Source organism: Mycolicibacterium sp. SMGY-1XX (assembly GCF_059132455.1).
In genome coordinates this window covers 4,943,973-4,969,633 of sequence record NZ_CP101139.1, presented here as the reverse complement: position 1 = coordinate 4,969,633, position 25,661 = coordinate 4,943,973, and the positions used below count along the sequence as shown (strand labels likewise).

Here is a 25,661-nt window from a genome sequence, read left to right as displayed (position 1 = left end):
AGGGCCGCCGCTCAGCCCAGCAGCTGCGTGATCAGCCTCGGTTTGTCCACCTTGCCCACGGCGGTCTTGGGCAGCGACGGCAGCGGCACCAGCACATCCGGCCGCGCGTGTGCCGACACCCCCCGCTCGTCCAGGTAGGCGTTCAGCTCGGCCAGTGTGATCGGCGCTCCACTGAAAACCACTGCCGCGCAGATCTTCTCGCTCAAGTACTCATCCGGTAGCGGTACGGCGGCGGCAAATACGATCTTCGGGTGGGTGTGCAGATGGTCTTCGAGGTCGGTCGCCGAGACCGTCTCGCCGCCTCGGTGGATGACGTCCTTGAGGCGCCCCACGACTTCGACGTAACCCGCCTTTGGTCCGTCGGCGAAGACGCGCACCCGGTCACCGGATCGGTAGAAGCCGTCCGGGGTGAACGACCGGGCGTTGGCATCGTCGGCCCGGTAGTAGCCATTGATGGTGTACGGCCCGCGCACCAGCAACTCGCCGTCCTGTCCGGCAGGCACCGGGGCACCGGTCTCGTCGACCACCCGCATCTCGTCCATCGGGCTCATGGGCCGGCCCTGGGTGTGCAGCACCACCTCACGCGGGTCGCCCACGTAGGTGAAGTTCAGCATGCCCTCGGCCATTCCGAAGATCTGCGACAAGCCGGGGGTCAGCCCGTCGAGGATGTACTCGGCCTCCTGCGGCGACATCCGGGAGCCACCCACCTGCACCCACCGCAGCGAGGTCGGCAGCACCGGTTCCCACTCGCAGGCCTGCGTCCACACCTTGGCCAGCGCGTTCACCAGCCCGGTCACGGTCACCTGGTGTTCGTCGATCAGGGCGAACGCGGCCTCCGGGCTGGGGTCGGCGGTGAACACCGTCTTGGCGCCGACGGACATGGAGCCGAGCAGGCCCGGGCAGGCCAAAGGGAAATTGTGCCCGGCCGGCAGCACCACCAGGTAGGTGTCCGCCTCCGTCATCTCGCAGGCCCGTGCGCAGGCGCGCGTGTTGTAGAGGTAGTCGTCATGGGTGCGCGCGATCAGCTTCGGCAGGCCGGTGGTCCCCCCGGAAACCAGCAACAGCGCGGGCAGTGACGGGTCGACGGGTGCACGCGGCGGGGCCGGCGGCCCGCTGAACTCGGTCAGTGACGACCACGAGATGAACCCGCCCGCCCCTTGCCCCGATTGCGGGTTGCTCTCAGCCCCCTGGTTCCTCGGGCGTTTCGTCACCCCGGAGTCGATGATGACGTGCCGCAGGCCGGCGTGGTCGGCAACCAGCTGGGCGGCCATCCCGCGGTAGTCGAATGCCTTCGTACTGTCGGCGATCACCACGCCGACTGCGCCGCTGAGTTCGGCGAAATGTCCCATCTCGGCGAGGCGATGCCCGGGCAGGCACATCACCGGCACCACGCCGGCCCGCAGCAAGCCGAACAGCGCCACCGCGAACTGGCAGGTATTGGGCAGCTGCAGCAGCATCCGGTCGCCGGGGACGACGCCCAGCGCGGCGATACCGGCGGCGATCCTGTCGGCCACGGCATCCAACTCAGCGAATGTGTAGCTGCTGTCGACGTCGACGATCGCAGTTCGCTGGGGCCACCTGGCGGCCCCGTCGCGCAGGATCGAGTCCAGCGGTTCGCCGGTCCACAAACCCGCCTGCCGGTACTGCTCGGCCCGGTCGGCGGGGAACGGCACAAACCCGCGGATCAGGTCCGCGTAGTGGTCCGGCTCTCCGGTCTGCTGACGCTCGAATGCCGTGCTCATCGCTCGGTTTGGCCCCTCTGGGTAGGAGTGTTCGGTCACCCGAATATAAGGTAGCGTCTTCGAAGTTAGGGCAGCCTGTACTAATTGTCGGAGGTAGTGAAGTGGGTGTTGCTGCGACGGGTGCAGACACCGTTCGTGACGAGGTGGCAGAACTCCTCGGCATCAGCTCCGACGCCCTCGACCCGCACGCTGACCTGATCGCCTCCGGCCTGGATTCCATCCGCATGATGGCGCTGTCCGGGCGCTGGCGTAAGCAGGGAATCGACGTCGGATTCGCGGCGCTCGCCGAGAATCCCACTGTTGCGGCATGGATCGATCTGGTCACCGAACGCACCGCGCCGGCAACGTCGAAGGTGGTTGCGGGCGACGTCGGGCGGGAACCGGACGACCCCGCCGAGCCGTTCCCGCTCGCCCCGATCCAGCACGCGCTGTGGGTGGGCCGCAACACCGATCAGGAACTCGGTGGGGTGGCCGCCCACCTGTACGTCGAATTCGACGGCGCCGGTGTCGATCCCGACCGGCTGCGCGTCGCCGCCAAGGCGCTGTCCGATCGGCACCCGATGCTGCGGGTGCAGATCCTGCCCGACGGCACCCAGCGCATCACCGACCGCACCCTGGTGCCGAAGATCACCGACCTGCGCCACCTGGACGCCGCGGCGGCCGACGACCAACTCGAGCTCATCCGCGATCAGAAGAGTCACCAGATCCTCGACGGCGAGGTCCTCGAACTCGCGCTCACCCTGCTGCCCGGCGGCCGCACCCGCGTGCACGTCGACCTGGACATGCAAGCCGCCGATGCGGTGAGCTACCGCAATTTCATGGCCGACCTCGCAGTGCTCTACAAGGGTGACGAGCTGCCGGCGCTGGGGTACACCTACCGCCAGTATCGGTCGGCGTTCACCGCCCAACACCCGGCGCCCACCGAAGAAGACAAGCGGTGGTGGGCCGAGCGCATCCCGGAGTTGCCCGAGCCGCCCGCCCCGCCGCTGGTGCCGCCGTCGGAGCAGGTCAATCCGCGCCGCAACACCCGGCGTCACCACTTCTTCGACGCCGCGGCCAAGGCGGCGCTGTTCGCCGCCGCGCAGCGCCGCGGCATCACCCCGGCCATGGCGGTGGCCGCGTCCTATGCCGGTGTCCTGCGGCGCTGGTCCACCAACTCCCACTTCATGCTGAACCTGCCGATGTTCGGGCGCGAGCCGTACCACCCGGACGTCGACAAGCTGGTCGGTGACTTCACCTCGTCGCTGATGCTCGACATCGACCTGACCGGCACCAGCACCGCGGCCGAACGCGCACAGGTGGTCCAGGACAGCCTGCACACCACCGCCCGGCACTCCAGCTATTCCGGTTTGTCGGTGCTGCGTGACCTCACCCGACACCGCGGTACCCAGGTGTTGGCGCCGTTCGTGTTCACCAGCGCGCTCGGCCTCGGCGACCTGTTCGCCGGGGACGTCACCGAACAGTTCGGCACCCCGGTGTGGCACATCTCGCAGGGTCCGCAGGTGCTGCTCGACGCGCAGATCACGCCGTTCGACGGTGGTCTGCTGCTCAACTGGGACGTGCGCGAGGAAGCCTTCCGGCCCGGCGTCATCGACGCGATGTTCGCCTACCACCTGGCCGAGATCAACCGTCTCGCCGCCGACGACGCCGCCTGGGACCTTCCCGACCCGCCCTCGGTACCCGCCGGCCAGCAGCAGATCCGCGACCAGCTCAACGGTGTCACCACCGCCCCGAGCGGAGATGCGTTGCCCGACGGTTTCTTCCGCTGCGCGGCCACCCATCCCGACGCGCCCGCGGTCTTCAGCAGCCTCGGTGACTTCACCTACGCGCAGCTGCGTGAGCAGGCGCTGGCGGTGACGGCCACGCTGCGAGCGCGCGGTGTGGGGGCCGGTGACGTGGTGGCCGTGATGGGACCCAAGAACGCCGAGCAGATTCCGGCGTTGCTGGGCATCACCGCCGCCGGCGCGGCGTACCTGCCGATCGGGGTGGACCAGCCCGCCGACCGCGCCCACCGGATCCTGCAGACCGCCGGTGTGCACTCGGTCCTGGTGTGCGGCAATCGGGTTGACCCCCTTCCGGTTCCCGCGCTGACGGTGGCCGACGCCATCCAGGAGGGCCTGGCGACGGCCGCCGGAACCGAGGCGCCTCGCGTCGACCCGAAGACACTGGCCTACATACTCTTCACCTCCGGCTCCACCGGAGAACCCAAGGGCGTCGAGGTCACTCACGACGCGGCGATGAACACCGTCGAGTTCATCAACCGCCACTTCGGCATCGGGCCCGGGGACCGCAATCTGGCGTTGTCCACGCTCGAAGGCGACCTGTCGGTGCTCGACATCTTCGGGATGCTTCGCGCGGGCGCCTCGATCGTGGTGGTGGACGAGGACGACCGCCGCAATCCCGACGCCTGGGCGCAGTTGATCGCCGAACACCGGGTGACCGTCCTGCATTTCATGCCGGGGTGGCTGGAGATGCTGACCAAGGTCGGCCACGGCAAGCTGGGTTCGGTTCGTGTGGTACCCACCGGCGGTGACTGGGTGCGCCCCGAGCTGATCCGGGTGTTGCGCGCCGAGGCACCCGGTGTGCGTGCCGCCGGCCTGGGCGGTGCCACCGAGACCGCGACGCACAACACCATCTGCGAACCCGCCGAGCTGCCGGCGGACTGGTCGTCGATCCCGCTGGGCGTGCCGTTGCCGAACAATGCCTGCCGCGTGGTGGCCGCGGACGGAACAGACTGCCCCGATTGGGTTCCCGGTGAGTTCTGGGTGTCGGGACGCGGCATCGCGCTCGGCTACCGCGGGCGCCCGGACCTGACCGCGGAACGTTTTGTCGAACACCGCGGCCGCATCTGGTACCGCACCGGCGACCTGGTGCGGTATCGGCCCGACGGCGCACTGGAATTCGTCGGCCGCGCGGACCACCGGGTCAAGGTCAGCGGTTACCGGGTCGAACTCGGTGAGGTCGAGGGCGCGTTCAACCGCATCGATGGTGTCGACGGCGCCGTGGCCGCTGTGCTGCCCGTCCCGGGTGACCGCGACGGTCAACAGCAACTCGCCGCCATCGTGCGCGTCACCGATACCGCGCTCACCGTCGAACGGCTCCGCGCCGAAGTGGCGGGATTCGTTCCCCCGCATATGGTTCCGACCCACATATCACTGGTGGAGGCCATCCCCTTCACCGCGGGCGGCAAGATCGACCGCACCGCGGTCGCTGCGATTCTCGAGCGGAGCTCGGCTGAACTGGGCTCCGCCGACGCGGCCGCGTTCACCGCTCCGTCGACGACGCTGGAACGCGCGCTGGCTCGTATCGTGTCCGAGGTTCTCGGCGCAGACGGCATCGGCGTCGACGACGACTTCTTCGGCCGCGGTGGGGATTCGGTGCTGGCAACACAGACCGTGGCACGCGTGCGGGAGTGGCTCGACGCGCCGCACGTGGCGGTGTCGGACATCTTCGCCGCCCGCACCGTCGCCGCTCTGGCGCGGCTCCTGATCGACCACGAGAAGGACAGCACCCGCCTGGAGGGCGTGGCCGAGCTCTACCTCGAAGTCACCCAGATGGACAGCGCGGAGGTCTTGACGGCACTCGACTCCACGCCGGCGTCATGACGAATCAGCTCGGGTTCACACCGTGGATCAAGCGTTTCCCGGGAAGCGCGGACCGTTCGGTGATCGTCTTCCCGCACGCCGGTGGCGCGGCCGCGGCCTACCGGACGTTCGCGTCGGCGGTGGCCGCCGGCGGCGCGGACACCTACATCGTGCAGTACCCGCAGCGCGCCGACCGGCTGGCCCACCCCGCGCCGGACACCATCGAGGAACTGGCCGCCGAGTTGGTCGACGCCGGTGACTGGTCCACCGTCGGTGAGCTCCGGTTGTTCGGTCACTGTATGGGTGCGCTGGTGGCCTTCGAATTCGCCCGCATCGCCGGGGAACGGGGGATCCCCGTGACCCACCTGTGGGCGTCGGCAAGCCAGGCACCGTCCGCGGTCGCCGCTTCGGCGCGCGTTCCCACCACCGATCGCGAGCTGCTGGCCGACATGGTGGCTCTCGGCGGCACCGACCCCCGGCTGTTGGCCGACGAGGATTTCATCGACCTGTTGCTGCCGTCGGTGCGCGCCGACTACGCGGCGTGGAATCGCTACACCCGCGACACCACGGTGACCGTCAGCGCCGACATCCACGCGCTGGGCGGCGCCGCCGACCGCCGCGTCGACGCGGACTCCTTGCGGCAGTGGGAAATCCACACCACCGGCGCCTTCAGCTTCGAACTGTTCGACGGGGGCCATTTCTACCTCAACGACCACAGCGACACCCTGGTTCGGCAGGTGAATGCCTGATGCCGGCCGGCGCCGCCCACGATGCCCGCGTTCCGGGGTCCGATGAGGACCCCATCGTGATCGTGGGCATGGCGCTGGAAGCTCCCGGTGGCGTGGACTCCGCCGACACCTACTGGGAACTGCTGTCCGATCAACGCGAGGCGCTGGGCCCGTTTCCCACCGACCGCGGCTGGTCACTGCGTGACCTGTTCGACGGCTCCCGGCGCGACGGCTTCAAACGTATCCATGACATGGGCGGATTCCTCTGCGACGCCGCGGTATTCGATCCCGAGTTCTTCGGCATCTCACCGCGCGAAGCGATTGCCATGGACCCGCAGCAACGGGTGGCGTTGCGACTGGCCTGGCGAGCGCTGGAGAACAGTGGCATCAACCCCGACGACCTCGCCGGCCATGACGTCGGTTGTTTTGTGGGCGCCTCGGCGCTGGAATACGGCCCGCCACTGTCGGAGTTCTCCCATCACAGCGGACACCTGATCACCGGAACCTCTCTCGGTGTCATCTCGGGCCGCATCGCCTACACCCTGGATCTGGCCGGCCCCGCGATGACCGTCGACACCTCGTGCTCGTCGGCGCTGGCCGCGTTTCACACCGCGGTGCAGGCGGTACGAAGCGGGGACTGCGATCTCGCGATCACCGGTGGCGTCGCGGTGATGGGCAGCCCCGGCTACTTCGTCGAATTCTCGAAGCAGCACGCGCTGTCCGATGACGGCCACTGCCGGCCCTACAGCGCACACGCCAGTGGCACGGTGTGGGCCGAAGGAGCCGGGATGTTCGTTGTGCAGCGCAGGTCCCGCGCGCTCGCCGACGGCCGGGTGGTGCTGGCCGAAGTCCGCGCCAGCGGCGTCAACCAGGACGGCCGCACGACGGGGCTGACCGCACCGAGTGAGTCGGCGCAAGCCAGATTGTTCCGCCGCACTCTGCAACGCACGGGCCTGCAGCCCGAGGACGTCGGCATGCTGGAAGGACACGGCACCGGCACCCGGCTCGGTGATCGAACCGAGCTGCATTCGCTGGTCCAGACCTACGGGGCCACCGCGCCGGGCCGCGGTGCACTGCTCGGATCGGTGAAATCCAACCTCGGGCACGCCCAGGCCGCTGCCGGGGCGCTGGGGCTGGCCAAAGTACTGGTGGCCGCCGAGCACGCCACGGTGCCACCCACGTTGCACGCCGACGAGCCGAGCCGTGAGATCGACTGGGAAGCGCAGGGTTTGCGGCTGGCGGAGAAGTTGACGCCGTGGCCGGCGATCGACGGCCGCCGCACCGCGGCGGTGTCCGCCTTTGGGATGAGCGGTACCAACACCCACGTGATCGTATCGATGCCGGAAGCGGTCTGATGACGTACGACCAGTGGCCGGACGGGCGCGTACCCGTGCTGCTCAGCGCGCATGCCGAGGACCTCCTGCGGGACGACGCGCGGGCCATCGCGCGGTACCTGGACCAGACACCCGCGGTGGCCTCGGTGGCCGCCGTGGCGGCGCATCTGGCGCGCACCCGCCGGATTCGCCGGTACCGCACGGTGATTCGTGCTGCGGATATCGACGAGCTGGCGCTGGGGTTGCACGCCGTGGCCCAGGGACACCACCACCTTCTGGCCGCCACGTCGGCTCGGGGTGCGGCCACCCGCACCGCGTTCGTGTTCCCCGGACAGGGCGGCCAGTACCCGGGGATGGGCGCCGACGCCTACCGGGAGCTGCCGGTCTACCGGGCGGAGGTCGACGCCTGCGCGGCGGCGTTCCTCTCCGCCGGCTTCGCCTCCCCGGTGCCCTACCTCCTCACGAGCGCCGACCCGGACGTGTTCTCCGAGATCGAAGTCCAGGGCGCTCAGTTCCTGCACGCCGTCGCTCTGGCGGCGGTGTGGCGATCCTGCGGTGTGGTACCGGATCTCACCGTCGGGCACAGCCTCGGCGAGGTGGCCGCGGCCTACCTGGCCGAGACGATGACCCTCGAAGACGCCGTCGCGGTTCTCGGCGCCCGCGCCGGCGTGGTCGAGCTGCTGCCCGGCGACTACGCGGTCGCCGCACTGGGGCTGCCCGAAGCCGCCGCGCATGACCTGATCGCCGAGACCCCTGGCTGGCTGGAACTCTCGGTGATCAACGCCTCGGCGTCGGTGGCCGTGTCGGGTGACCGCGCCGCTGTCACGGCTGCCGTCGACACCGTTCACGCGCGGGGCCAGCGGGCGCGCGAGATCACCGTGAACTTCCCGGTGCACACCAGCGTGCTGGAACCGTTGCGGGCAGGAGTGCAGCAGGCGTTGCCCGACGGGAGCTTCGCCGACAGCGCCGTGCAGTTCGTCGGATCGGTGACAGGCGACGTGGTGGCCGGGGGCACCGAATTCAGCGAATACTGGTACCGGAACCTGCGCAACACCGTCCGCTTCGACCTTGCTGTCGACACGGCGATCCGTTGTGGGGCAACACAGTTCGTCGAGATTTCGAACCACCCTGCGCTACTGCACGCCATCGAGGACCGGATCGAACACGCCGGACTGGCGCCGGGTTCGGCGCTGCTGGTCGGGACGGGGGAGCGCACATCGGCACTGGCCGGGCGGCTCGCCGAGAACATCGCCACCGTGGCGGTCTCCGATCCCGGCTACCGCTGGCGGGACCGGCACGCAGAACCCGGACTACCCGTACTGCGGAACTTCCCGAACGCACCGATGCGCCCGACGCCCATGTGGGCGCAGCCGGACCCGCTGCCCGCGCGGCCCCGGGTCACCATCGCCGCCGAGAAGTGGCTCGCCACACGAGTCTTCACACCGAAGGCGGTGCGCAGGGTCGCGGTGGTCCAGCTCGGTGAGACGGGCCGGCTCGGTGAGCGTGTCGTCGCCGCGGTCGGCACCCACGGGCTCGCGGTCACAGTGCCCCTCGCCGAGGCCGATCTGGTGATCGCCGTCGCCCCGCTGCTGGACGACCCGGACGCGGTGCCGTCGGCCGCCGGGCTGGCGGCGGCCGTCGGCACCGGGCTGTTCGATTACCTCGCCGACCTCGGAGCCGAATGCCGCGATGTCTGGTTGCTGAGCGCGGGCGGTGAACAGTGCGCCCCGGGTGACCCGCTGCCGTTGCCGGCGCAGGCCGCGCTGGCCGCCATGCACCGCAGCCTGGCCTTCGAACATCCCGACCAGAACTTCCACCACTTGGACCTGCCGGCAGGCGATTTCGACGGCTGGCTGGTGGCCGTCGACGCGCTGCTCGCCGGTGGTGGCGACCTGGCGGTGCGCGCCTGCGAGACCGGCACCGTGCTGTACCGGCGGGAGCTCCACGACGCCGCCGATTCGCAGGCGTACACGCCGCCCGCATGGACGCTGCCCTCGGTGCTGGAGAATGTGGTGATCACCGGAGGTGCCGGCGCCATCGGGATGCACTACGCGCGATACCTGGCCGCGCACGGCGCGAAGCGGATCGTGCTGCTGAGCCGGCGCAACGCCGATCCGGCCACGCTGGCCGAGTTGGCGCACCGGCACGGCGTCGACATCGTCTCACCGCGTTGCGACATCACCGACCGTGACCGGCTGGCCGCCGTCGCCGCCGACTTCGCCGGAGACGGCGCCTCGCTGCTCATCCACGCCGCGGGCACGGCCGGCTGGGACACCCGCGATCAGTTCACCGCGGCCGCGGTCGGGGACACGCTGTCCGCCAAGGTCACCGGGCTGGCCACCGTCACCGATGTGTGGCCGCTACGCGACGATGCCCGAATCGTGTTGTGTTCCTCGGTGATCGGCGCCTGGGGCGGCAAAGGCACCGCCGCGTACGCGGCCGCGAACCGGATGCTCGACGTGCAAGCGGCCCAGCTGCGCGGACAGGGCCGACGCTGCGTCGCCGTCCGGTGGGGGCTGTGGCAGCACAGCGGCATCGTCGACGCGGCCGAGACGGTTCGCGTGCAGCGCGCCGGACTGCTTGCCATGGCACCGGAGCTGGCCATCGAAGCCAGCCTTTACGATCACCCGGTCGATCCGCTGATCTTCGACGCCGATCCGGACCGGTTGTCACGGTTCCTCGGTACCCCGGACGCCGCGGAACCGGTTGTCGCTGCGTCGCAGCGTCGCGCGACCACCGCTACCGATCCCGGCGACGTGGTGCGGGCCGAACTCGCGGCCGTTCTCGACGTCGCCGACCCGGCGACGCTCGACCTGGACGCCTCGCTGTTCGATCTGGGCGTGGACTCGCTGCTCGCCCTCGATCTGCGCAAACGCATGAAACGACGTACCGGCCAGACGGTTTCACTGGCCATCCTGCTGGGCGGTGTCACCGGCAGCGAGCTGATCACCACGCTTGCCGCGGCCGCACCGCCCGCAGACCCAGAAAGCGCACAGAAGGTGGATACGTGACTGACACCCACACCGCAGGCCGGATCGATGAACAGCGGCTGGAACTGCTGCGGCGCAAGCTCGCCGAGCGCGGGCTGCGGGCCGAGCCGGGGGCGCCGGCCGCGGCACCACCTGCCGGCACGCTGTCGGAGGGCCAGCTGCGGATGTGGTTCACCCACGCCGCCGACCCCAGCGGCGCGCTGCTCAACGTGTGCCTGTCGTACCGGATCACCGGCGATGTCGACGTGTCCCGGCTGCACCAGGCAGTCGACGCGGTGGCACGCCGCCACAGCGTGTTACGCACCACCTACACCCCGGATGAGAACGGCGAACCGCACGCCCGGGTGCATGCCGGCCTGCGGCCGGGGTGGGCCGAACACGATCTCTCGGATCTGGCCGAACATGCCCGCAAACTGCGACTGGAGGTACTGGCGCAGCGGGAGTTCGCCGCGCCGTTCGATCTGACCGCCGACTCGCCGCTGCGCATCACGGTGGCCCGCGTCAGCGACGACGAACTGGTGATGCTGCTGGTGGCACATCACATCGCCTGGGATGACGGTTCCTGGGAGGTGTTCTTCGCCGACCTCACCGCTGCCTACACCGGCTCAGATCTCGGCGTGGAGCCGCCGCACGTCGTGCGTGACGACAGCGCCGCCGCGGAAGCGGACGCCGAGTACTGGCGGCGGGTGATGGTGAACATGCCCGAGCCGCTGGAGCTTCCGGGCCCGTCGGGGTCCGCGGTACCGAGTAGCTGGCGGTCGGCGCGCAGTACCGTACGACTCACCGGGGACACCGCTGCGCGGGTCGCCGAACTCGCCCGCACAAACGACACCACACCCTATGCGGTGCTGCTGGCGGTGTTCGGCGCCCTGGTGCACCGCTACACCCACGCCGACGACTTCCTGGTGGTCACCCCGGTGCTCAACCGCGACGCCACCACCGAACATGTCATCGGCTACCACGGCAACACCGTCGCGATGCGGCTGCGCCCCCGGGCCACCATGACGTTCCGGGATCTGCTGACGCAGACCAGCGAGACCGCGCTCGGGGCGTTCGCGCACCAGCGGGTGGGCCTGGACCGGATGGTGCGCGAACTCAATCCCGACCGACGCCACGGGGCTGAGCGGATGACGCGCGTGAGTTTCGGTTTCCGCGGTCCTGACCGGTTCGGCTTCACCCCACCCGGCGTGCACTGTGAACGTGCCGAGCTGCGAGCACATCTCACTCAACTGCCGCTGGGCTTCATGGTCGAATTCGATGACAGCGCGATCATGATCGAGGTCGAGCACCTGGTCGAGATCATCGATTCCGGTCTGGCGGCACAGATGCTCGACCACTTCGCTGTGCTGCTGGAGGCGGTGCTGGCGGAGCCGGACACCGCCTTGTCGCGGCTGCAGTACATGACACCGGCGGAGGCCGACTGGCTGCGCACGGTGTCCTACGGCGAGGTGTTCGAAACGCCGGCCAAGACGCTCGCCGAACTGGTGGAGGAGCAGGTGGCGCGCACGCCGGAAGCGGTGGCGATGGCCTACGAGGGCCGCTACCACACCTACCGCGAGGTCAACGAGGCCGCCAACAAGGTGGCGCACTGGCTGATCGCCCAGGGCATCGGCGCCGAGGACAGGGTGGCGGTGCTGCTGGACAAATCACCCGAGCTCGTCATCACCGCGCTGGGGGTGGCCAAGGCGGGTGCGGTGTACCTGCCCGTCGACCCCACCTACCCCGAGGATCGGCTGACATTCATCCTCGGCGACTGTGACGCCAAACTGGTACTGCGGGAAGCGGTTCGCGAGGCAGCCTCTTACCCGGGCACCAACCCGACCGACGCCGACCGGGTGCGGCCGGTGACACCGGAGAACACCGCGTACCTCATCTACACCTCCGGCTCCACCGGTCTGCCCAAGGGTGTTCCGGTGCCGCACCGCCCCATCGCCGAGTACTTCGTGTGGTTCAAGGGCGAGTACCACGCCGGCGAGAACGACCGCCTGCTCCAGGTGGCCTCACCGAGCTTCGACGTGTCGATCGCCGAGGTGTTCGGCACCCTGGCGATGGGTTCGCGGTTGGTCATCCACAAACCGGACGGTCTGCGCGATATCGGGTATCTGACCGATCTGCTGCGTAACGAGGGCATCACCGCCATGCACTTCGTGCCGTCACTGCTGGGACTGTTCCTGTCGCTGCCAGGGGTGAACGAATGGCGCACCCTGCAGCGGGTGCCCATCGGTGGCGAACCCCTGCCCGGCGAGGTGGCCGACAAGTTCCACGCCACATTCGACGCCCTGTTGCACAACTTCTACGGGCCCACCGAAACCGTGGTCAACGCAAGCCGTTTCAAGGTCGAAGGCAAGCAGGGCACCCGCATCGTGCCCATCGGCACCCCCAAGATCAACACCCAGTTGCACATCCTCGACGATGCGCTGCAGCCGGTTCCCGTCGGCGTGATCGGCGAGATCTACATCGGCGGAACCCATGTCGCCCACGGTTATCACCGGCGGCCGGGGCTCACCGCCGAACGCTTCATCGCCGACCCCTTCACGCCGGGGGCGCGGATGTACCGGTCGGGTGACCTGGCGCGGCGCAACGCCGACGGCGACATCGAGTTCGTCGGCCGCGCCGACGAACAGGTCAAGATCCGGGGCTTCCGCATCGAGTTGGGGGACGTCGCGGCCGCCATCTCCGTCGAACCCACCGTCGGACAGGCCGTCGTCGTGGTCAGTGATCTGCCGCAGCTGGGCAAGAGTCTGGTCGGATATCTGACGCCGGTCAGCGGCGAGGGGCCGGGTTCGGTGGACGTCGACCGCATCCGGGCCCGGGTCGCCGCGGCGTTGCCGGAGTACATGGTGCCCGCCGGCTACGTGGTGCTCGACGAGATCCCGATCACCGCGCACGGCAAGATCGACCGCAAGGCGCTGCCCGAGCCCGAGATCATCGCGGCCACCGAGTTCCGCGAGCCCGGCACCGATACCGAACGTGGCCTCGCGCAACTGTTCTCCGAACTCCTCGGCCGCGACCGGGTAGGTGCCGACGACTCGTTCTTCGACCTGGGCGGGCATTCACTGTTGGCCACCAAGCTCGTCGCCGCCGTGCGCGCACAGTTCGGCGTGGAGGTCGGGGTCCGCGAGATCTTCGAGCTCGCCACGGTGTCCGCTTTGGCGGAGCACATCGACGCTGCCGCCGCCGGCGAATCTGCCCCCGCCAGGCCCAGGCTCGTTTCCACCCCTCATGACGGCCCCGCCCCGCTGTCGGCGTCGCAGCTGCGGAGCTGGTTCGCCTACCAGATCGACGGCCCCAGCCCGGTGAACAACATCCCGTTCGCCGCGGAGCTGCACGGGCCCGTCGACACCGAAGCGCTGGCCGCGGCCGTCGGCGACGTGGTCGACCGCCACGAGATCCTGCGCACCAGCTACCGCGAAATCGGCGGTGTCCCATACCAGATCATCGCCCCACACGCCGATGTCGAGGTGCGTCGACTGCAGGGGGACGGCGACGACTGGCTGCGCGCCGAATTGGACCGTGAACGCAAGCAGATCTTCGATCTCGAGCACGGGTTACCCATCCGGGCGGCGGTACTGGCCACCCCGGACAAGCATGTGCTCTCGCTGGTGCTGCACCACATCGCCGGTGATCACTGGTCGGCGACCGTCCTGTTCACCGACCTGCTGACCGCCTACCGCGCACGGCGGACCGGGGAGCACCCCTCCTGGGCGCCGCTGCCGGTGCAGTACGCCGATTACGGCGCCTGGCAGGCCGAGTTGTTCACCGACGACGCCGGCGTGATGGGCCCGCAGCGCGAGTACTGGAAGCAGACCCTGGCCGGTCTTCCCGAGGAGACCGGGCTGCGCCACGACTTCCCGCGTCCGCCGGTGCCCAGCGGCGCCGGTGATTCCGTCGAGATCAACATCGACGCGGCCACCCGCGACAAGCTGGCCGCGATCGGCCGTGAACTAGGCGTCACCGAGTTCATGGTGCTGCAAGCTGCGGTGGCGGTGGTGTTGCACAAAGCCGGTGGCGGCCCGGACGTGGCGATCGGTACCCCGGTGGCCGGCCGCAGCGAGGCCGAACTGGACCAGCTGATCGGGTTCTTCGTCAACTTCGTCGTGCTGCGCAATGATCTGAGTGGAAACCCCACGGTGCGTGAGGTTCTCACCCGGGCCCGCGAGATGGCTCTGGCGGCCTACGCCAACCAGGACCTGCCGTTCGATCAGGTGGTGGACGCGGTGAGCCCGTCGCGGTCGCTGTCGCGTAACCCGGTGTTCCAGGTGGTGGTGCACGTCCGTGAGCAGTTGCCGGCCGGACGGGTGGTGGACACCTCGCCGGAGGGCGAGACCACCTTCACCGCGCTGGAGCCGCCGTTCGACCTGGCGCAGGCCGATCTGTCGCTGAACTTCTACGCCACCCCCGGGGCAAGCGAGGACGGCTACCGCGGTCACATCATCTACCGTCCCGAGTTGTACCGCCGCGACACCGTGCAGCGGCTCTCGGAATGGCTCGGCCGGGTGCTGACGGCGTTCGGTGACCATCCCGACCGCACGCTGGCCCAGATCGAGCTCACCGACGCCGACGAGAAGCGGCGCATCGCGGATTTCGGTGAAGGTCTGGTGCTCGTCCTGGACGACGATCTGAACCTCGCGCCGATCGGCGTCGTCGGTGACGTCTATGTCGGGGGTGGTCCACTGGCCGATGCCCAGTGGACCTCGCCGGCCCGGACGGCAACACGTCTGGTTCCCAATGCGGTTGGCGGGCAACCCGGCTCGCGGGTCCACCGCAGCGGTGACCGGGCCCGGTGGACGGCGGACGGCCGGCTGGAGTTCGTCGACCACATCGGGCACCGGGCCGACCCACCCACCTCGGCACCTGTTGCCGTGCCGGCCGAACCACCCGGCACCGACACCGAACGGGCGCTGGCCGGGCTGCTGACCGAAGCGCTGGCAGTCAGCGGCGACATCAGCCGTCACGACGACTTCTTCACACTCGGCGGCGACAGCATCCTCGCGGTGCAGATCGCTTCGCGCGCCAAGGAAACCGGGCTGCCGCTGACCGCGCGCATGGTGTTCGAACACCCGGTGCTGGCGGATCTGGCCGCCGCGGTGGATGCCAGAGCCGCCGAAGCCCACGACACCGCCGAACCCGACGATGTGCACCATGCGCCGATGAGCGCATCCGGTCTGTCCGCCGACGAACTCGCCGAATTGGCGGCGTCCTGGTCGACCGCGCCGTTGTCGAACACGGATTCGGGCACGTGAGCGCGGCCGAACCGGCCATTGAAGATGTGATGGCGTTGAGCCCGCTGCAACAGGGGCTCTACTCGCTGGCGGCGCTGACTGCCGATGAGTCGCAGGAGGACCCGTACATCATCGCGATGGCGGCTGATGTCACCGGGGCACTGGATGTGGTGTTGTTGCGCGACTGCACCGCCGCCATGCTGGCGCGGCACCCCAATCTGCGGGCGAGCTTCTTCCGCGGGAACCTGAGCCGGCCCGTCCAGGTGGTGCCGACGCGGGTCGACGTGCCGTGGCGACACCTGACCGCCGATGCGGACGAGGTGGCGGCGCTGGAAGCCGAAGAGCGTCGGCGGCCATTCGCCCTCGAGAACGGCCCGCTGATCCGGTTCCTTCTCATCGAGGTGCCCGGCTCGCAATGGCGGATGGTGGTCACCGCGCACCACATCGTCATCGACGGCTGGTCGCTGCCGCTGTTCGTCGGCGAGTTGATCACGCTGTACCGCTCCGGCGGCGACGTCACCGCGTTGCCGCCCTCGCCGCGGCCCTACCGTGACTACATCGGCTGGCTGGCCGGCCGTGACCCGGAGGCCAGCAGGGCGCTGTGGCGTGAACACCTCAAAGGTGTGGACGGTCCCACCTTGCTGACACCGGCTCTGACCGCCACGCAGCCTCCCGCCGGGCGGCCCGCGCGCACCGAGGTACGGTTGGACCGCGACGCCACCACCGTCCTGGCCGCGGCGGCCCGCGGGTTCGGCGTCACCGTCAACACCGTGGTCCAGATGGCCTGGGCGACAATTCTTTCCGGGATGACCGACCGCGATGACGTCATCTTCGGTGTGACGGTCTCGGGGCGGCCGGGCGAGCTCACCGGCGTGGAGGCCATGGTCGGGTTGTTCATCAACACCGTCCCGCTGCGGGTGCGGCTGGACCCGCGCGCACCCGCCGGCCGGCAGGCCCTGGCGTTACAGCGGGACGCGGCGGCGCTGCGTGACCACAGCTACCTCGGGCACTCGGAGCTGCGTGCGCTGGCCGGGGTGGGGGAGCTGTTCGACACCCTGCTCGTCTACGAGAACTTCCCGCCCGGAGGGATCGTCGGGACCGCCGAGTTCACCGCGGGCGCAGCCACTTTCCGGCCGGCTGCGTTGGAGAGCCTCTCGCATTTCCCGGTCACCATCGCCGCACACCTCACCGACGGGGAGCTGACGGTGTTCGTCGAAATTCTCGACGGCGCCCTGGGTCCGATGCCGGCCCATGACATGGGCAGGCGCCTGCTCGCGACGGTGCAGAACCTGATCGACGGGTGGGAGCGCCCGCTGCGCGAGGTCAGCATCCTGCTGCCGGATGAGGCTGCCCGCGCCACCCGCGGCCGACCCGTCACCCACCAGCCGGCCGGCATACCGCGGAGTTTCACCGAAATCGCGCTGGCGCAACCGGATTCGACCGCCATGACGTGGTGCGACGGTGCCATGACCTACCGCGAGCTCGACGAGGCCGCCGACCGGGTGGCGGCGGGGCTCGCCGCACGTGGTGTGGGGGCCGAGACACCGGTGGCCGTCAACCTGCCCCGCGGCCCGGAATACGTGGTCACGATGTTCGGTGTACTCAAGGCCGGCGGGGTGGTGGTGCCGCTCGAACCCGGCATGCCGGGCGAGCGTATCGCCGACATCCTGGACCAGACCGGCCCAGTGGTACTGGTGGACCCGAACGTCTACCGCGAGCTGATCTCGTCGACAGCACCGCCTCACCCCGTCCCGGCGGTCCACCCCGATCAAGCGGCCTACGTGGTCTTCACCTCGGGGACCACCGGCCGGCCCAAAGGTGTCATCGGCACTCACCGGGCCGTGCTGGCCTATGCGGCCGACCATGCCGACCACGTGTTACGGCCGGCGGCAGCAAAATTGGGCCGGGCCCTGCGGATCGCGCACGCGTGGTCGTTCACGTTCGACGCGGCCTGGCAGCCGTTGGCCGCACTCCTCGACGGGCACGCCGTGCACATCGTCGGCGACGACGCCCAACGCGACGCCGAGGCGCTGGTGGCGATCATCGACCGCTTCGGACTCGACATGATCGACACCACTCCGTCGATGTTCGCGCAGCTGAAGAGTTTCGGGTTGCTCACCGATGTTCGGCTGGCGGTGCTGGCTCTGGGCGGCGAGGCCGTCGGCATCCCGGCGTGGCGGCAGATCACCGCCGAATGTGCCCGCACCGGGATGGCCGCGTTCAACTGCTACGGCCCCACCGAGACCACGGTGGAGGCGGTGGTCGCCGCGATCGATCACCACGGCTCACCATCGATCGGCTATCCCACCGCTCCCACCTCGGCGCACATCCTGGACTCCTGGCTGCGGCCGGTGCCCGACGGCGTGGCCGGCGAACTGTATCTCTCCGGGGCTCAGCTGACGCGGGGTTACCTCAACCGCCCCGGCGACACCGCGGCGCGTTTCGTCGCTGACCCTTCCCGCCCGGGGGGACGCATGTACCGCACCGGGGATGTGGTGCGCCGGGGGCCGGACGGCGGGCTGCAATTCCTCGGCCGTTCCGACGATCAGGTCAAGATCCGCGGATTCCGCGTCGAGCCCGGTGAGATCGCCGCGGTGCTGTTGCAGCATCCCGGGGTGCACAGCGCCCACGTCGCGGTCCGCCGGCACGGCGGCGGACACCGGTTGACGGCGTACGTCGCCGCCGACGACATCCCCGCCTCCGACCTGCGGGCCCGGCTGCTGGCCCGGCTACCGCGGTACATGGTTCCCCACCACATCGTGCTCATCGACGAACTACCGCTGACGGGCAACGGCAAGGTCGACGAAGCCGCCCTGCCCGCAGCCGGTCTCGACGACCAGGCGTTCAGTGCGCCGCAGACCCCGACCGAGTCGGTGTTGGCGGAGCTGCTGTGCGAGGTGCTGGAGTCCGCGCACGTGGACGTCACCTCCGAGTTCCTGGAGATGGGTCTGGACAGCATCGCCGCACTGTCGCTGGTGCAGGCCGCGCGCAAACGCGGAATCGAGCTGCGCGCCCGGCTGATGCTGGAGTGCAGCACCATTCGCGAGCTCGCCGCCGCGATCGACAGCGGTGCCGGCAGCGCGCCGCCGGCGGCGGTCGAGGCGGAGCGGTTCGGTGAGGTGCACCCGGCACCCATCGTGGCGTGGATGTACGAGGCGGGTGGGTTCCGGCGGTTCACCCAGAACCTGCTGATCGCGCTGCCGCCGACCATGAGTGCGCAGCGTCTCGAGGAAGTGCTGCAGGCCCTGCTCGACCGCCACGACATGCTGCGGTCCGTGCTGGTCACCGACGACGACGGGCACCACCTGCTGACCCGCGCTCCCGGAGCCGTCCGGGCCCGCGACATCCTGTCCGCGGCCGAAGGCCCGGCCGCAACGCAGCTGACCGCCGAAACCGTGGAGGCGCTCGAGCGCATCGACCCGGCCGCGGGCACCATGGTGCAGGCGGTACGGTTCGGCGGTTCAGCGCCGACGCTGCTGATGTGTGTGCATCATCTGGCCACCGATGTGGTGTCGTGGTACGTGATCCTGGCTGACCTGGCGCAGATCGCCGCCGAGCTGGACGCCGGGACGGTGCCTGCGCTGGAGGCCGAGTACACCACCTATCGCGAATACGGCCGGATCCTGCAGCAACGCAGCGACTCCGACGAGGTCACCGGTCAGCGCCGGTACTGGCTCGATGTGCTGGCCGGTCCGGACCCGCTGCTGGGCAGCAGGGCGCCGGACCCGGCCGTCGACACCTGGGCGTCGCTTCGCCAGCACAACCTCATCACCGGTGTCGAGGAAACCCGCGCGCTCCTGGGCAAACTCGATGCCGCAGGAGTGGAGCTGCGTGACTTCCTGCTCTCCGCCCTCACTGTCACGATCACCTCGTGGCGGGTGGCCCGGGGTGAGCCGGCTTGCGCGGGTGCGCTGGTCGCGCTGGAAGGCCACGGCCGCGAAGACACATTGCTGGGCGAGGCGGTGGACACCTCGGCGACGGTCGGCTGGTTCACCTCGGTGTTCCCCGTACGGCTGGGCGCCGACGAACGGCCCGTCGACACCGAGCTCGCACGCCGGGACCCGCCGCGGGCCCGCGCCCTGATCCGATCGGTGGCCGAAAGCGTTGCCGCCGTGCCCAATCGTGGTCTCGACTACGGTGTGCTGCGGTATCACCGCCGCGATCCCGACCTGCTGGCCGCTCCGCAGCCGCAGGTGGAGTTCAACTACATGGGCCGGTTCGACCTGAGCTCCGACGGGGCGGGAGAGCAGGGCACGCCCTGGTCCCTGGTCACCGATCCAGAACTCAATCAACAGCTCCCCACATCGTCGGAGCCGGATCTGCCCCTGCGCTACACCTTCGACGTCATCGCGGTCGTGACGCCGACCGCGTCGGGGCCACACCTGCTGACCAGCTGGCGCTGGAGTGATCGGCTGTCCACCGCAGAGGAGATCGATCAGTTGTCCACCCTGTGGCATACGGCCATCACCGTTCTCGGAGAAGCGCTGTGACCGGCACACTTGCCATCATCGGCGCCGGTGCGAAAGCAGTGGCGGTAGCGGCCAAGGCGGCGGAGATGCGGGCCATGGGCGTCGATGCGCCCGATGTGGTGGCCGTCGAGCGGACAGCGGTGGCGGCCAACTGGCAGGCCAGCGGAGGGTGGACCGACGGCGAGCACCGCCTGGGGACCAGCCCGGAGAAGGACGTCGGCTTCCCGTACCGGTCAGCGGTGGTGCCGCGACGCAATGCCGAACTCGACGAGCGGATGACCCGGCACAGCTGGCAGTCCTATCTGATCGGCACCGGACAGTTCGCCGAATGGATCGACCGCGGCCGGCCCGCACCCACCCACCGGCGCTGGAGCCAGTACCTGCGCTGGGTGGCCGACGCGGTGGGCATGGCGGTGGTACGCGGTGAGGTGGAAAGCCTTGCGGTGCGCGAGGGTCCGGCCGGCCGGCGGTGGGCGCTGCACACGCGCGAGACGACGGTGCACGCGGACGCTGTGATGGTCACCGGTCCCGGGCAGGCCGAACGTTCCATCCTGCCGGGCAATCCCCGGGTGCTGTCCATTGCGCAGTTCTGGCATCGCGCCTCCGAACACGACCGGATCACCGCCGAGCGGGTGGCCGTGATCGGGGGCGGCGAGACCGCCGCGTCGATGCTGAACGAGCTTTTCCGGCACCGGGTTTCGTCGGTCACCGTCATCTCACCGCAGGTCACCTTGTTCACCCGCGGGGAGAGTTACTTCGAGAACGCGCTGTTCTCCAACCCCACCGGCTGGACCCAGCTGACGGCGGCCGAGCGCCGTGACGCGATGGCGCGCACCGACCGCGGCGTGTTCTCCTCCCGGGTGCAGGACGCGCTGCTCGCCGACGACCGGATCCGGCACCTGCGTGGCCGCGTCGCACACGCGGTGGGCCGCGACAACCAGATCCGGCTCACACTGTCCACCAACCGCGGCGGTGAGCACGTCGAGACCGTGCACGGATTCGATCTCGTGATCGACGGGTCCGGTGCCGACGCGCTGTGGTTCACCCAGTTGTTCAGCCAGGACACCCTGGACCTGCTGGAGCTCGGTCTGGGGGGGCCGCTGACCGGTGAACGCCTGCAGGAGTCCATCGGCTATGACCTGGCCGTCGCCGAGGTGACACCGAAACTCTTCCTGCCCAATCTGTCCGGGCTGAACCAGGGCCCCGGGTTCCCCAACCTCAGCTGCCTGGGTCTGCTGTCCGACCGAGTGCTCGGTGCCGATCTCGGCGTCGAGCCCCACCACACCCCGAGGAGCATCAATGAGCAGCAATCCGTTCGATGACGAGTTCGGCACCTTCTACGTCCTGATCAACGACGAAGAGCAGCACAGCCTCTGGCCGACGTTCGCCGATGTGCCGGCGGGCTGGAAGATCGTGTTCGGCGAGGCAGGCCGGGCCGAATGCCTGGCCTACGTCGAGCAGAACTGGACCGACATGCGTCCCAAGAGCCTGCGCGACTCGCTGAGCTCATAGGCCCCCTCGCGTCGCTCAGGTCACCCTGGTCGGCGCGTCCTCGACAGCCACCAACTGCACCTGCGGGCGGTCGGGCAGCGCGTCGACGAGGAACCACCGGAAGGCCAGATTGCCTCGCGGATAATCCAGGGTGGTCACCGAATTCGGGTGTGCGGTCAGCCCACGGGAGACGACGATGGTCACGGTCCCGTCTGAGTTCGGCACTGCGCTGTGATTGTTCACCGAGCTGCGGGCGTCGTCGGCGCTGTGCGCGGCCATGAACTGGTTCCACACCACCAGGTTCCAGAACCGGCACTGCGGCGGGCGGTGGGTGATCACCAGAGCCTCGGCGTCGTCGAGCACAAAACTGCCGTAGGAGTAGCAGGCGTCTCGTGCCGACCAGCCGAAGTTCGCGTCGAGTACCTGGTAGGGCGCCGCGAATTCGTTGGCGGCGTTGTTGATCTGGTGTCCCAGGCGGTGCTCGTCGTCCACCCGGGCTCCGACGGTCAACGGCAGTATCGCGAACATGGTCCGCATCCAGGCCGCCGTCGCGCGCAGCTTGGCGGCGGTCTCGGCGTCGCCGTGGCGGATCGGGTCGGGTTCGTCGAGGGCGTCGATGCGCCAGCTCACCGGGCGTCCCGTCCGCGGGTCAGCCTGGTAGTCGCGAGTCATCAACACCGCGGCATCCGGCAGGGGCCCGATGTCGAAGGAGAAGTCGCCGTCGGCGCGCAGGTCGAGCTCGCTGTCGCGCCACAGGCCCACCACCCGGTCCGACCAGGCGCCGGGGGTGGGCTCGTTGTAGGCGGTCAGCGAGAAGTACACGCTGTCACCGGAATTGCCGCTGATCCGGTAACGCCGTTTCTCGTCGATGGGGCACAGCAGGTAATAGGCGTCGGTGTTGTCGCCGCCCCAGCGGCGGTCGCGTCGGTACGGTGTGTTGACCTCGACGAACGTCGGTCTGCTGGGTTCGGCGAACAGGTAGGTGTCGAAGGCCACGCCCAACGTGGTGGCCAGCATGCGGTATCCGTCGGCGATGTGCCGATCGTCGGTGACTGCTCGGTCACCCGCGATGAACGCGCGGTCCAGCTCACCCAGTGTGCTCAGGAGGTCCCGCCACGCCGCGGTGGACTGGTGCTCGGTTGTCATGCCCGCTTCCTCTCACCGATTCTGCCCGGCCATTACGTGTCACACTGTAACGTATCGGAGTATGACCGACGTCACACCGGCCGTTGTCGAGCTCGATGACCTGTCCTGGCCACGCTTCGGGGCTGAGGCGCAGGCACTGCGCGCGGTGATGGCGGCCATGGCGCCGGACTGCCCACTGGACTCAGAAGCGCTGCACGCCAGAGCCATTGCCGAAACCGGTCTGGCCGACTTCGGCGCCGGTGACTATCGCGAGCGCCTCGAGGTGCTTCTGGCCGCGATCCGGGAGATCGCCGGACTCGACGACGCGGGCATCGTGAACTTCCACGCCCAACTGCTGCAGATGCTGAAGAACCGGCTGCTGCTGACCGACCTGTTGACCCGGCACCCCGAGATCCACGACATCGAACTGCTACCGCCCGTCGTGATCGCCGGGCTCCCGCGATCCGGCACCACCCACCTGCACAACCTGCTGGCCGCCAGCGGAACCTTTCGGACCCTGCCGTACTGGGAGAGTTGTGAACCGGTGCCGTTGCCGTGCGAAGTGGGTGTGGAACCGGACCCGCGGCTGGCCCGAATGCACAGCGCCACCGCGGTGGTGGACCTGATGATGCCGCACTTCGCGCTCATGCACGAGATGACCTTCGATCATGTGCACGAGGAGATCCAGCTGCTGGCAAACGACTTCTCCACCATGCTCTTCGAGACGCTCGGCGACGTACCGCGTTGGCGTGACCACTATCTGGCCCACGATCAGACATCGTCGTACGGGTTCCTCGCGACGCAGCTCAAGGTGTTGCAGTTCCTGCGCGGTGGGCGTCGGTGGCTGCTCAAATCGCCGCAACACCTCGAGCAGCTGCCCACTCTGGAGCGGGTGTTCCCCGGCGTGGTCGTGGTCTGCACCCATCGGGATCCCGTGCCGGTGGCATTGTCGATGATCACCATGCTGACGTACTCCGCGCGCATGCACCGCGCGCCGGTGCCCGTCGCCGACATCGCCGCATCGTGGGTGGACCGACTTGAGTTGATGCTCGACACGTTGGTGCGCGACCGCGACGTCATCGCAGCCGATCAGTCGATCGACATCCGCTTCGACGAATTCATGAGCGACGAAATGGCGGTGGCTCACCGCGTTTTCGCGTTGACGGGGGAGAGTCTCGGCGACGACGGCCGCGCCGCCCTCAGCGATTATCTACAGACGCATCAGCGGGGGCGGTTGGGGCGCGTGCACACCTCATGCGAGAAGTTGGGTCTCGACGAAGGGCAGCTGCGTCGACGCTTCGCCCGCTACACGCAGCGATTCCTGACGTAGCCGCTAGCCGACCGAGACGGTGCGCATGCGGCGGCGTGCCAACTGATTGAGTCGTGCGATCGCTGCCTCGTAGTCGACGGCCAGCGGCAGTTCGCCGGCCGGATCGCAGATCGACAGGAGGCGGCGCACCGGCGGACTGCCCAGCAGCATCCAGTCCACGTCGCTGCGGGTGCAGTGCACGCTGATGTAGAACAGCGCGGTGAAACCCTGGCTGCCGAAGAAGTCGACAGCGCGCAGGTCGAGAAGCATCTGGCTGGAGGTGGCGGTGTGGCGCTCGACGTAGCTGCCCAGTGAGCGCCCGTTGAAGGCGTCGACTTCCCCCGTGACCGTGATTTCCGAGCGGACCGGACTGCGCCGGTGAACCGCGAAGGTCGCTCCTCCGCACTGGGTGGTTTGTTCGGCTGATGTTGGATCCGGTCGGTACAGCCGAGTGGTGCCGGAACCGGGCATGACGCCCCCTGCCTGTATTGGTGCCTGTATCGAATCGGACGCGTGCGTTCGATTCGCTGGATCGGCGACAACTTTCGTCGCCCCGGGAATTCATTCAGTCAGCGGCTGTGACCTCAACCTGCGGACAAGGCTACTGCGGAATCCGTACTGGGTACAACGACTTCAAGAAACCCTCATAAACCGCATGTGAACTGTGGATTTCATCCCATCGCGGGGCTGATGACCGCCGGTATCAGTTGTCAGATGCGGGTTTGTCAACTGATTACTCTGTATTTCCAAGCAACGACGGATGATATCGACTGCCCTAGCTGGCGGTCGCTGTGGAGTTCGTCGTCCGCCGCGGTGTCCCGGTGGCTTTCGCTGGAGACATCGACAGCAAAGGGAGGCATCGCCGTCGCCTGTGCTCACACCTGCGGCGCAACCGAAGTGTCGGCACGTCAGCACAGTGGCGGCGCGTATTGACGCGGGTGTAGACGCCGATCGGCGGAAAACCGTGTTGTCCAATCGTTTTCAGTTCCTGGCCGCGCGCGTACGGTGCGCCGCACGCCTCGTCCTGCCGTCACGGCGCCGAAGCGCACCGCTGCTGAGCCCACTCGGGGTTGCGGCCCAGGTGGCGCAGCACCCGGTCGAGTTTGGTTGCACTGGCTCCGGTGACGGCGCGTGCGAAGGGCGACTCCTCACCGTCGCGGCCGTCGCCGTCCGGGACGGCCAGGGCAAGGGGTTCCACGGCGTCGATGACCTCGTCGGGAAGGGCGTAGGCCACGCCGAGCGACTGCGCGACGTCCCATCCGTGGACCACGTAGTCGACGAAGTGGAAACCGATGGCGACGGCGCCGGGGAAGACGGCGTGCGGTCCGAACTCGGCGAGGGCGAACGGCGCGTCCAGCACCGCGTTGTCGGCGAATGCGGTCAGTACGTCACGCGCCGCGTCGGCATAGGTGGTGCCGGGGTTGGTGGCAATCGCATCCCTGACGGCTTCGGCGCGCCATACTGCGGGGTCGTCCCCCAATCCCCGTGCGGCCGCCGCGAATCCGCGGTGCTGGGCGGTCATGTGGGTGAGCAGGTCGGCCAGAGTCCAATGGGCGCACGGCGTCGCAGCGCCGAGATCGGCGACCGAAACGGAGTTGACGAGGGTGACGGTGTTGGACACCGCACGGTGATGAAGGGCTCGAATATCGGTATGCATATGCATATCG

General features: G+C 69.0%; 13 protein-coding genes. 9 read left to right on the top strand and 4 right to left on the bottom strand.

Annotated features, from left to right (window positions below):
* Window positions 1-11: 11 nt before the first annotated feature.
* Window positions 12-1,742 carry a (2,3-dihydroxybenzoyl)adenylate synthase gene (locus NL241_RS23845; RefSeq protein WP_494395232.1) on the bottom strand — a complete coding sequence of 577 codons (1,731 nt, stop codon included), beginning with the start codon at window positions 1,740-1,742 and terminating at the stop codon, window positions 12-14.
* A 101-nt stretch (window positions 1,743-1,843) separates the two neighbouring features.
* On the opposite strand from NL241_RS23845, the gene NL241_RS23840 reads away from it, so the two are divergent.
* From NL241_RS23840 to NL241_RS23805, 8 genes are read left to right on the top strand one after another with little or no spacing between them, the layout of a single operon-like run.
* Window positions 1,844-5,347, top strand: a complete 3,504-nt coding sequence (locus NL241_RS23840) for a non-ribosomal peptide synthetase (protein ID WP_494395231.1) — start codon at window positions 1,844-1,846, stop codon at window positions 5,345-5,347.
* Entirely contained in the window at window positions 5,344-6,075 is a 732-nt protein-coding gene (locus NL241_RS23835; protein ID WP_487687066.1) for a thioesterase II family protein, read from the top strand. Before NL241_RS23840 ends, NL241_RS23835 begins: the two co-directional genes overlap by 4 nt.
* Window positions 6,075-7,409 (top strand): beta-ketoacyl [acyl carrier protein] synthase domain-containing protein, encoded by a 1,335-nt coding sequence (locus tag NL241_RS23830; protein WP_494395230.1) that lies wholly within the window; start codon window positions 6,075-6,077, stop codon window positions 7,407-7,409. The genes NL241_RS23835 and NL241_RS23830 overlap by 1 nt, the downstream gene beginning before the upstream one ends.
* Window positions 7,409-10,399 carry a mycobactin polyketide synthase MbtD gene (gene mbtD / locus NL241_RS23825; protein ID WP_494395229.1) on the top strand — a complete coding sequence of 997 codons (2,991 nt, stop codon included), beginning with the start codon at window positions 7,409-7,411 and terminating at the stop codon, window positions 10,397-10,399. The genes NL241_RS23830 and mbtD overlap by 1 nt, the downstream gene beginning before the upstream one ends.
* Entirely contained in the window at window positions 10,396-15,621 is a 5,226-nt protein-coding gene (locus tag NL241_RS23820; RefSeq protein WP_494395228.1) for an amino acid adenylation domain-containing protein, read from the top strand. The genes mbtD and NL241_RS23820 overlap by 4 nt, the downstream gene beginning before the upstream one ends.
* A gap of 29 nt (window positions 15,622-15,650) precedes the next feature.
* Window positions 15,651-20,090 carry an amino acid adenylation domain-containing protein gene (locus tag NL241_RS23815; RefSeq protein WP_494398376.1) on the top strand — a complete coding sequence of 1,480 codons (4,440 nt, stop codon included), beginning with the start codon at window positions 15,651-15,653 and terminating at the stop codon, window positions 20,088-20,090.
* Window positions 20,087-21,391 carry an NADPH-dependent L-lysine N(6)-monooxygenase MbtG gene (mbtG, locus tag NL241_RS23810; protein ID WP_487687076.1) on the top strand — a complete coding sequence of 435 codons (1,305 nt, stop codon included), beginning with the start codon at window positions 20,087-20,089 and terminating at the stop codon, window positions 21,389-21,391. Before NL241_RS23815 ends, mbtG begins: the two co-directional genes overlap by 4 nt.
* The gene (locus NL241_RS23805; RefSeq protein ID WP_487687079.1) at window positions 21,369-21,581 is read left to right on the top strand and encodes an MbtH family protein; all 213 of its coding nucleotides are present in this window, start codon (window positions 21,369-21,371) and stop codon (window positions 21,579-21,581) included. The genes mbtG and NL241_RS23805 overlap by 23 nt, the downstream gene beginning before the upstream one ends.
* A gap of 15 nt (window positions 21,582-21,596) precedes the next feature.
* Here the strand turns inward: NL241_RS23805 and NL241_RS23800 are convergent, their stop codons facing one another.
* Window positions 21,597-22,706: a DUF1214 domain-containing protein gene (locus NL241_RS23800; protein ID WP_487687082.1), complete on the bottom strand. Its 1,110-nt coding sequence runs from the start codon at window positions 22,704-22,706 to the stop codon at window positions 21,597-21,599.
* 61 nt (window positions 22,707-22,767) lie between these two features.
* On the opposite strand from NL241_RS23800, the gene NL241_RS23795 reads away from it, so the two are divergent.
* The gene (locus NL241_RS23795) at window positions 22,768-24,015 is read left to right on the top strand and encodes a sulfotransferase family protein (RefSeq protein WP_494395227.1); all 1,248 of its coding nucleotides are present in this window, start codon (window positions 22,768-22,770) and stop codon (window positions 24,013-24,015) included.
* A gap of 3 nt (window positions 24,016-24,018) precedes the next feature.
* Here the strand turns inward: NL241_RS23795 and NL241_RS23790 are convergent, their stop codons facing one another.
* Both NL241_RS23790 and NL241_RS23785 read right to left on the bottom strand, forming a co-directional pair.
* Entirely contained in the window at window positions 24,019-24,465 is a 447-nt protein-coding gene (locus tag NL241_RS23790; RefSeq protein WP_487687087.1) for an STAS domain-containing protein, read from the bottom strand.
* A gap of 559 nt (window positions 24,466-25,024) precedes the next feature.
* A complete protein-coding gene (locus tag NL241_RS23785) occupies window positions 25,025-25,657 on the bottom strand; it encodes a TIGR03086 family metal-binding protein (RefSeq protein ID WP_494395226.1) in 633 nt (210 codons plus the stop codon).
* Window positions 25,658-25,661: the final 4 nt, after the last annotated feature.

Coding starts and splice junctions, on each gene's coding strand:
- NL241_RS23830 (WP_494395230.1), top strand. CDS start 6,075: ATGCCGGCCGGCGCCGCCCACGATGCCCGCGTTCCGGGGTCCGATGAG.
- NL241_RS23800 (WP_487687082.1), bottom strand. CDS start 22,706: ATGACAACCGAGCACCAGTCCACCGCGGCGTGGCGGGACCTCCTGAGC.
- NL241_RS23815 (WP_494398376.1), top strand. CDS start 15,651: ATGGCGTTGAGCCCGCTGCAACAGGGGCTCTACTCGCTGGCGGCGCTG.
- NL241_RS23790 (WP_487687087.1), bottom strand. CDS start 24,465: ATGCCCGGTTCCGGCACCACTCGGCTGTACCGACCGGATCCAACATCA.
- NL241_RS23835 (WP_487687066.1), top strand. CDS start 5,344: ATGACGAATCAGCTCGGGTTCACACCGTGGATCAAGCGTTTCCCGGGA.
- NL241_RS23845 (WP_494395232.1), bottom strand. CDS start 1,742: ATGAGCACGGCATTCGAGCGTCAGCAGACCGGAGAGCCGGACCACTAC.
- mbtD (WP_494395229.1), top strand. CDS start 7,409: ATGACGTACGACCAGTGGCCGGACGGGCGCGTACCCGTGCTGCTCAGC.
- NL241_RS23795 (WP_494395227.1), top strand. CDS start 22,768: ATGACCGACGTCACACCGGCCGTTGTCGAGCTCGATGACCTGTCCTGG.
- NL241_RS23785 (WP_494395226.1), bottom strand. CDS start 25,657: ATGCATATGCATACCGATATTCGAGCCCTTCATCACCGTGCGGTGTCC.
- NL241_RS23805 (WP_487687079.1), top strand. CDS start 21,369: ATGAGCAGCAATCCGTTCGATGACGAGTTCGGCACCTTCTACGTCCTG.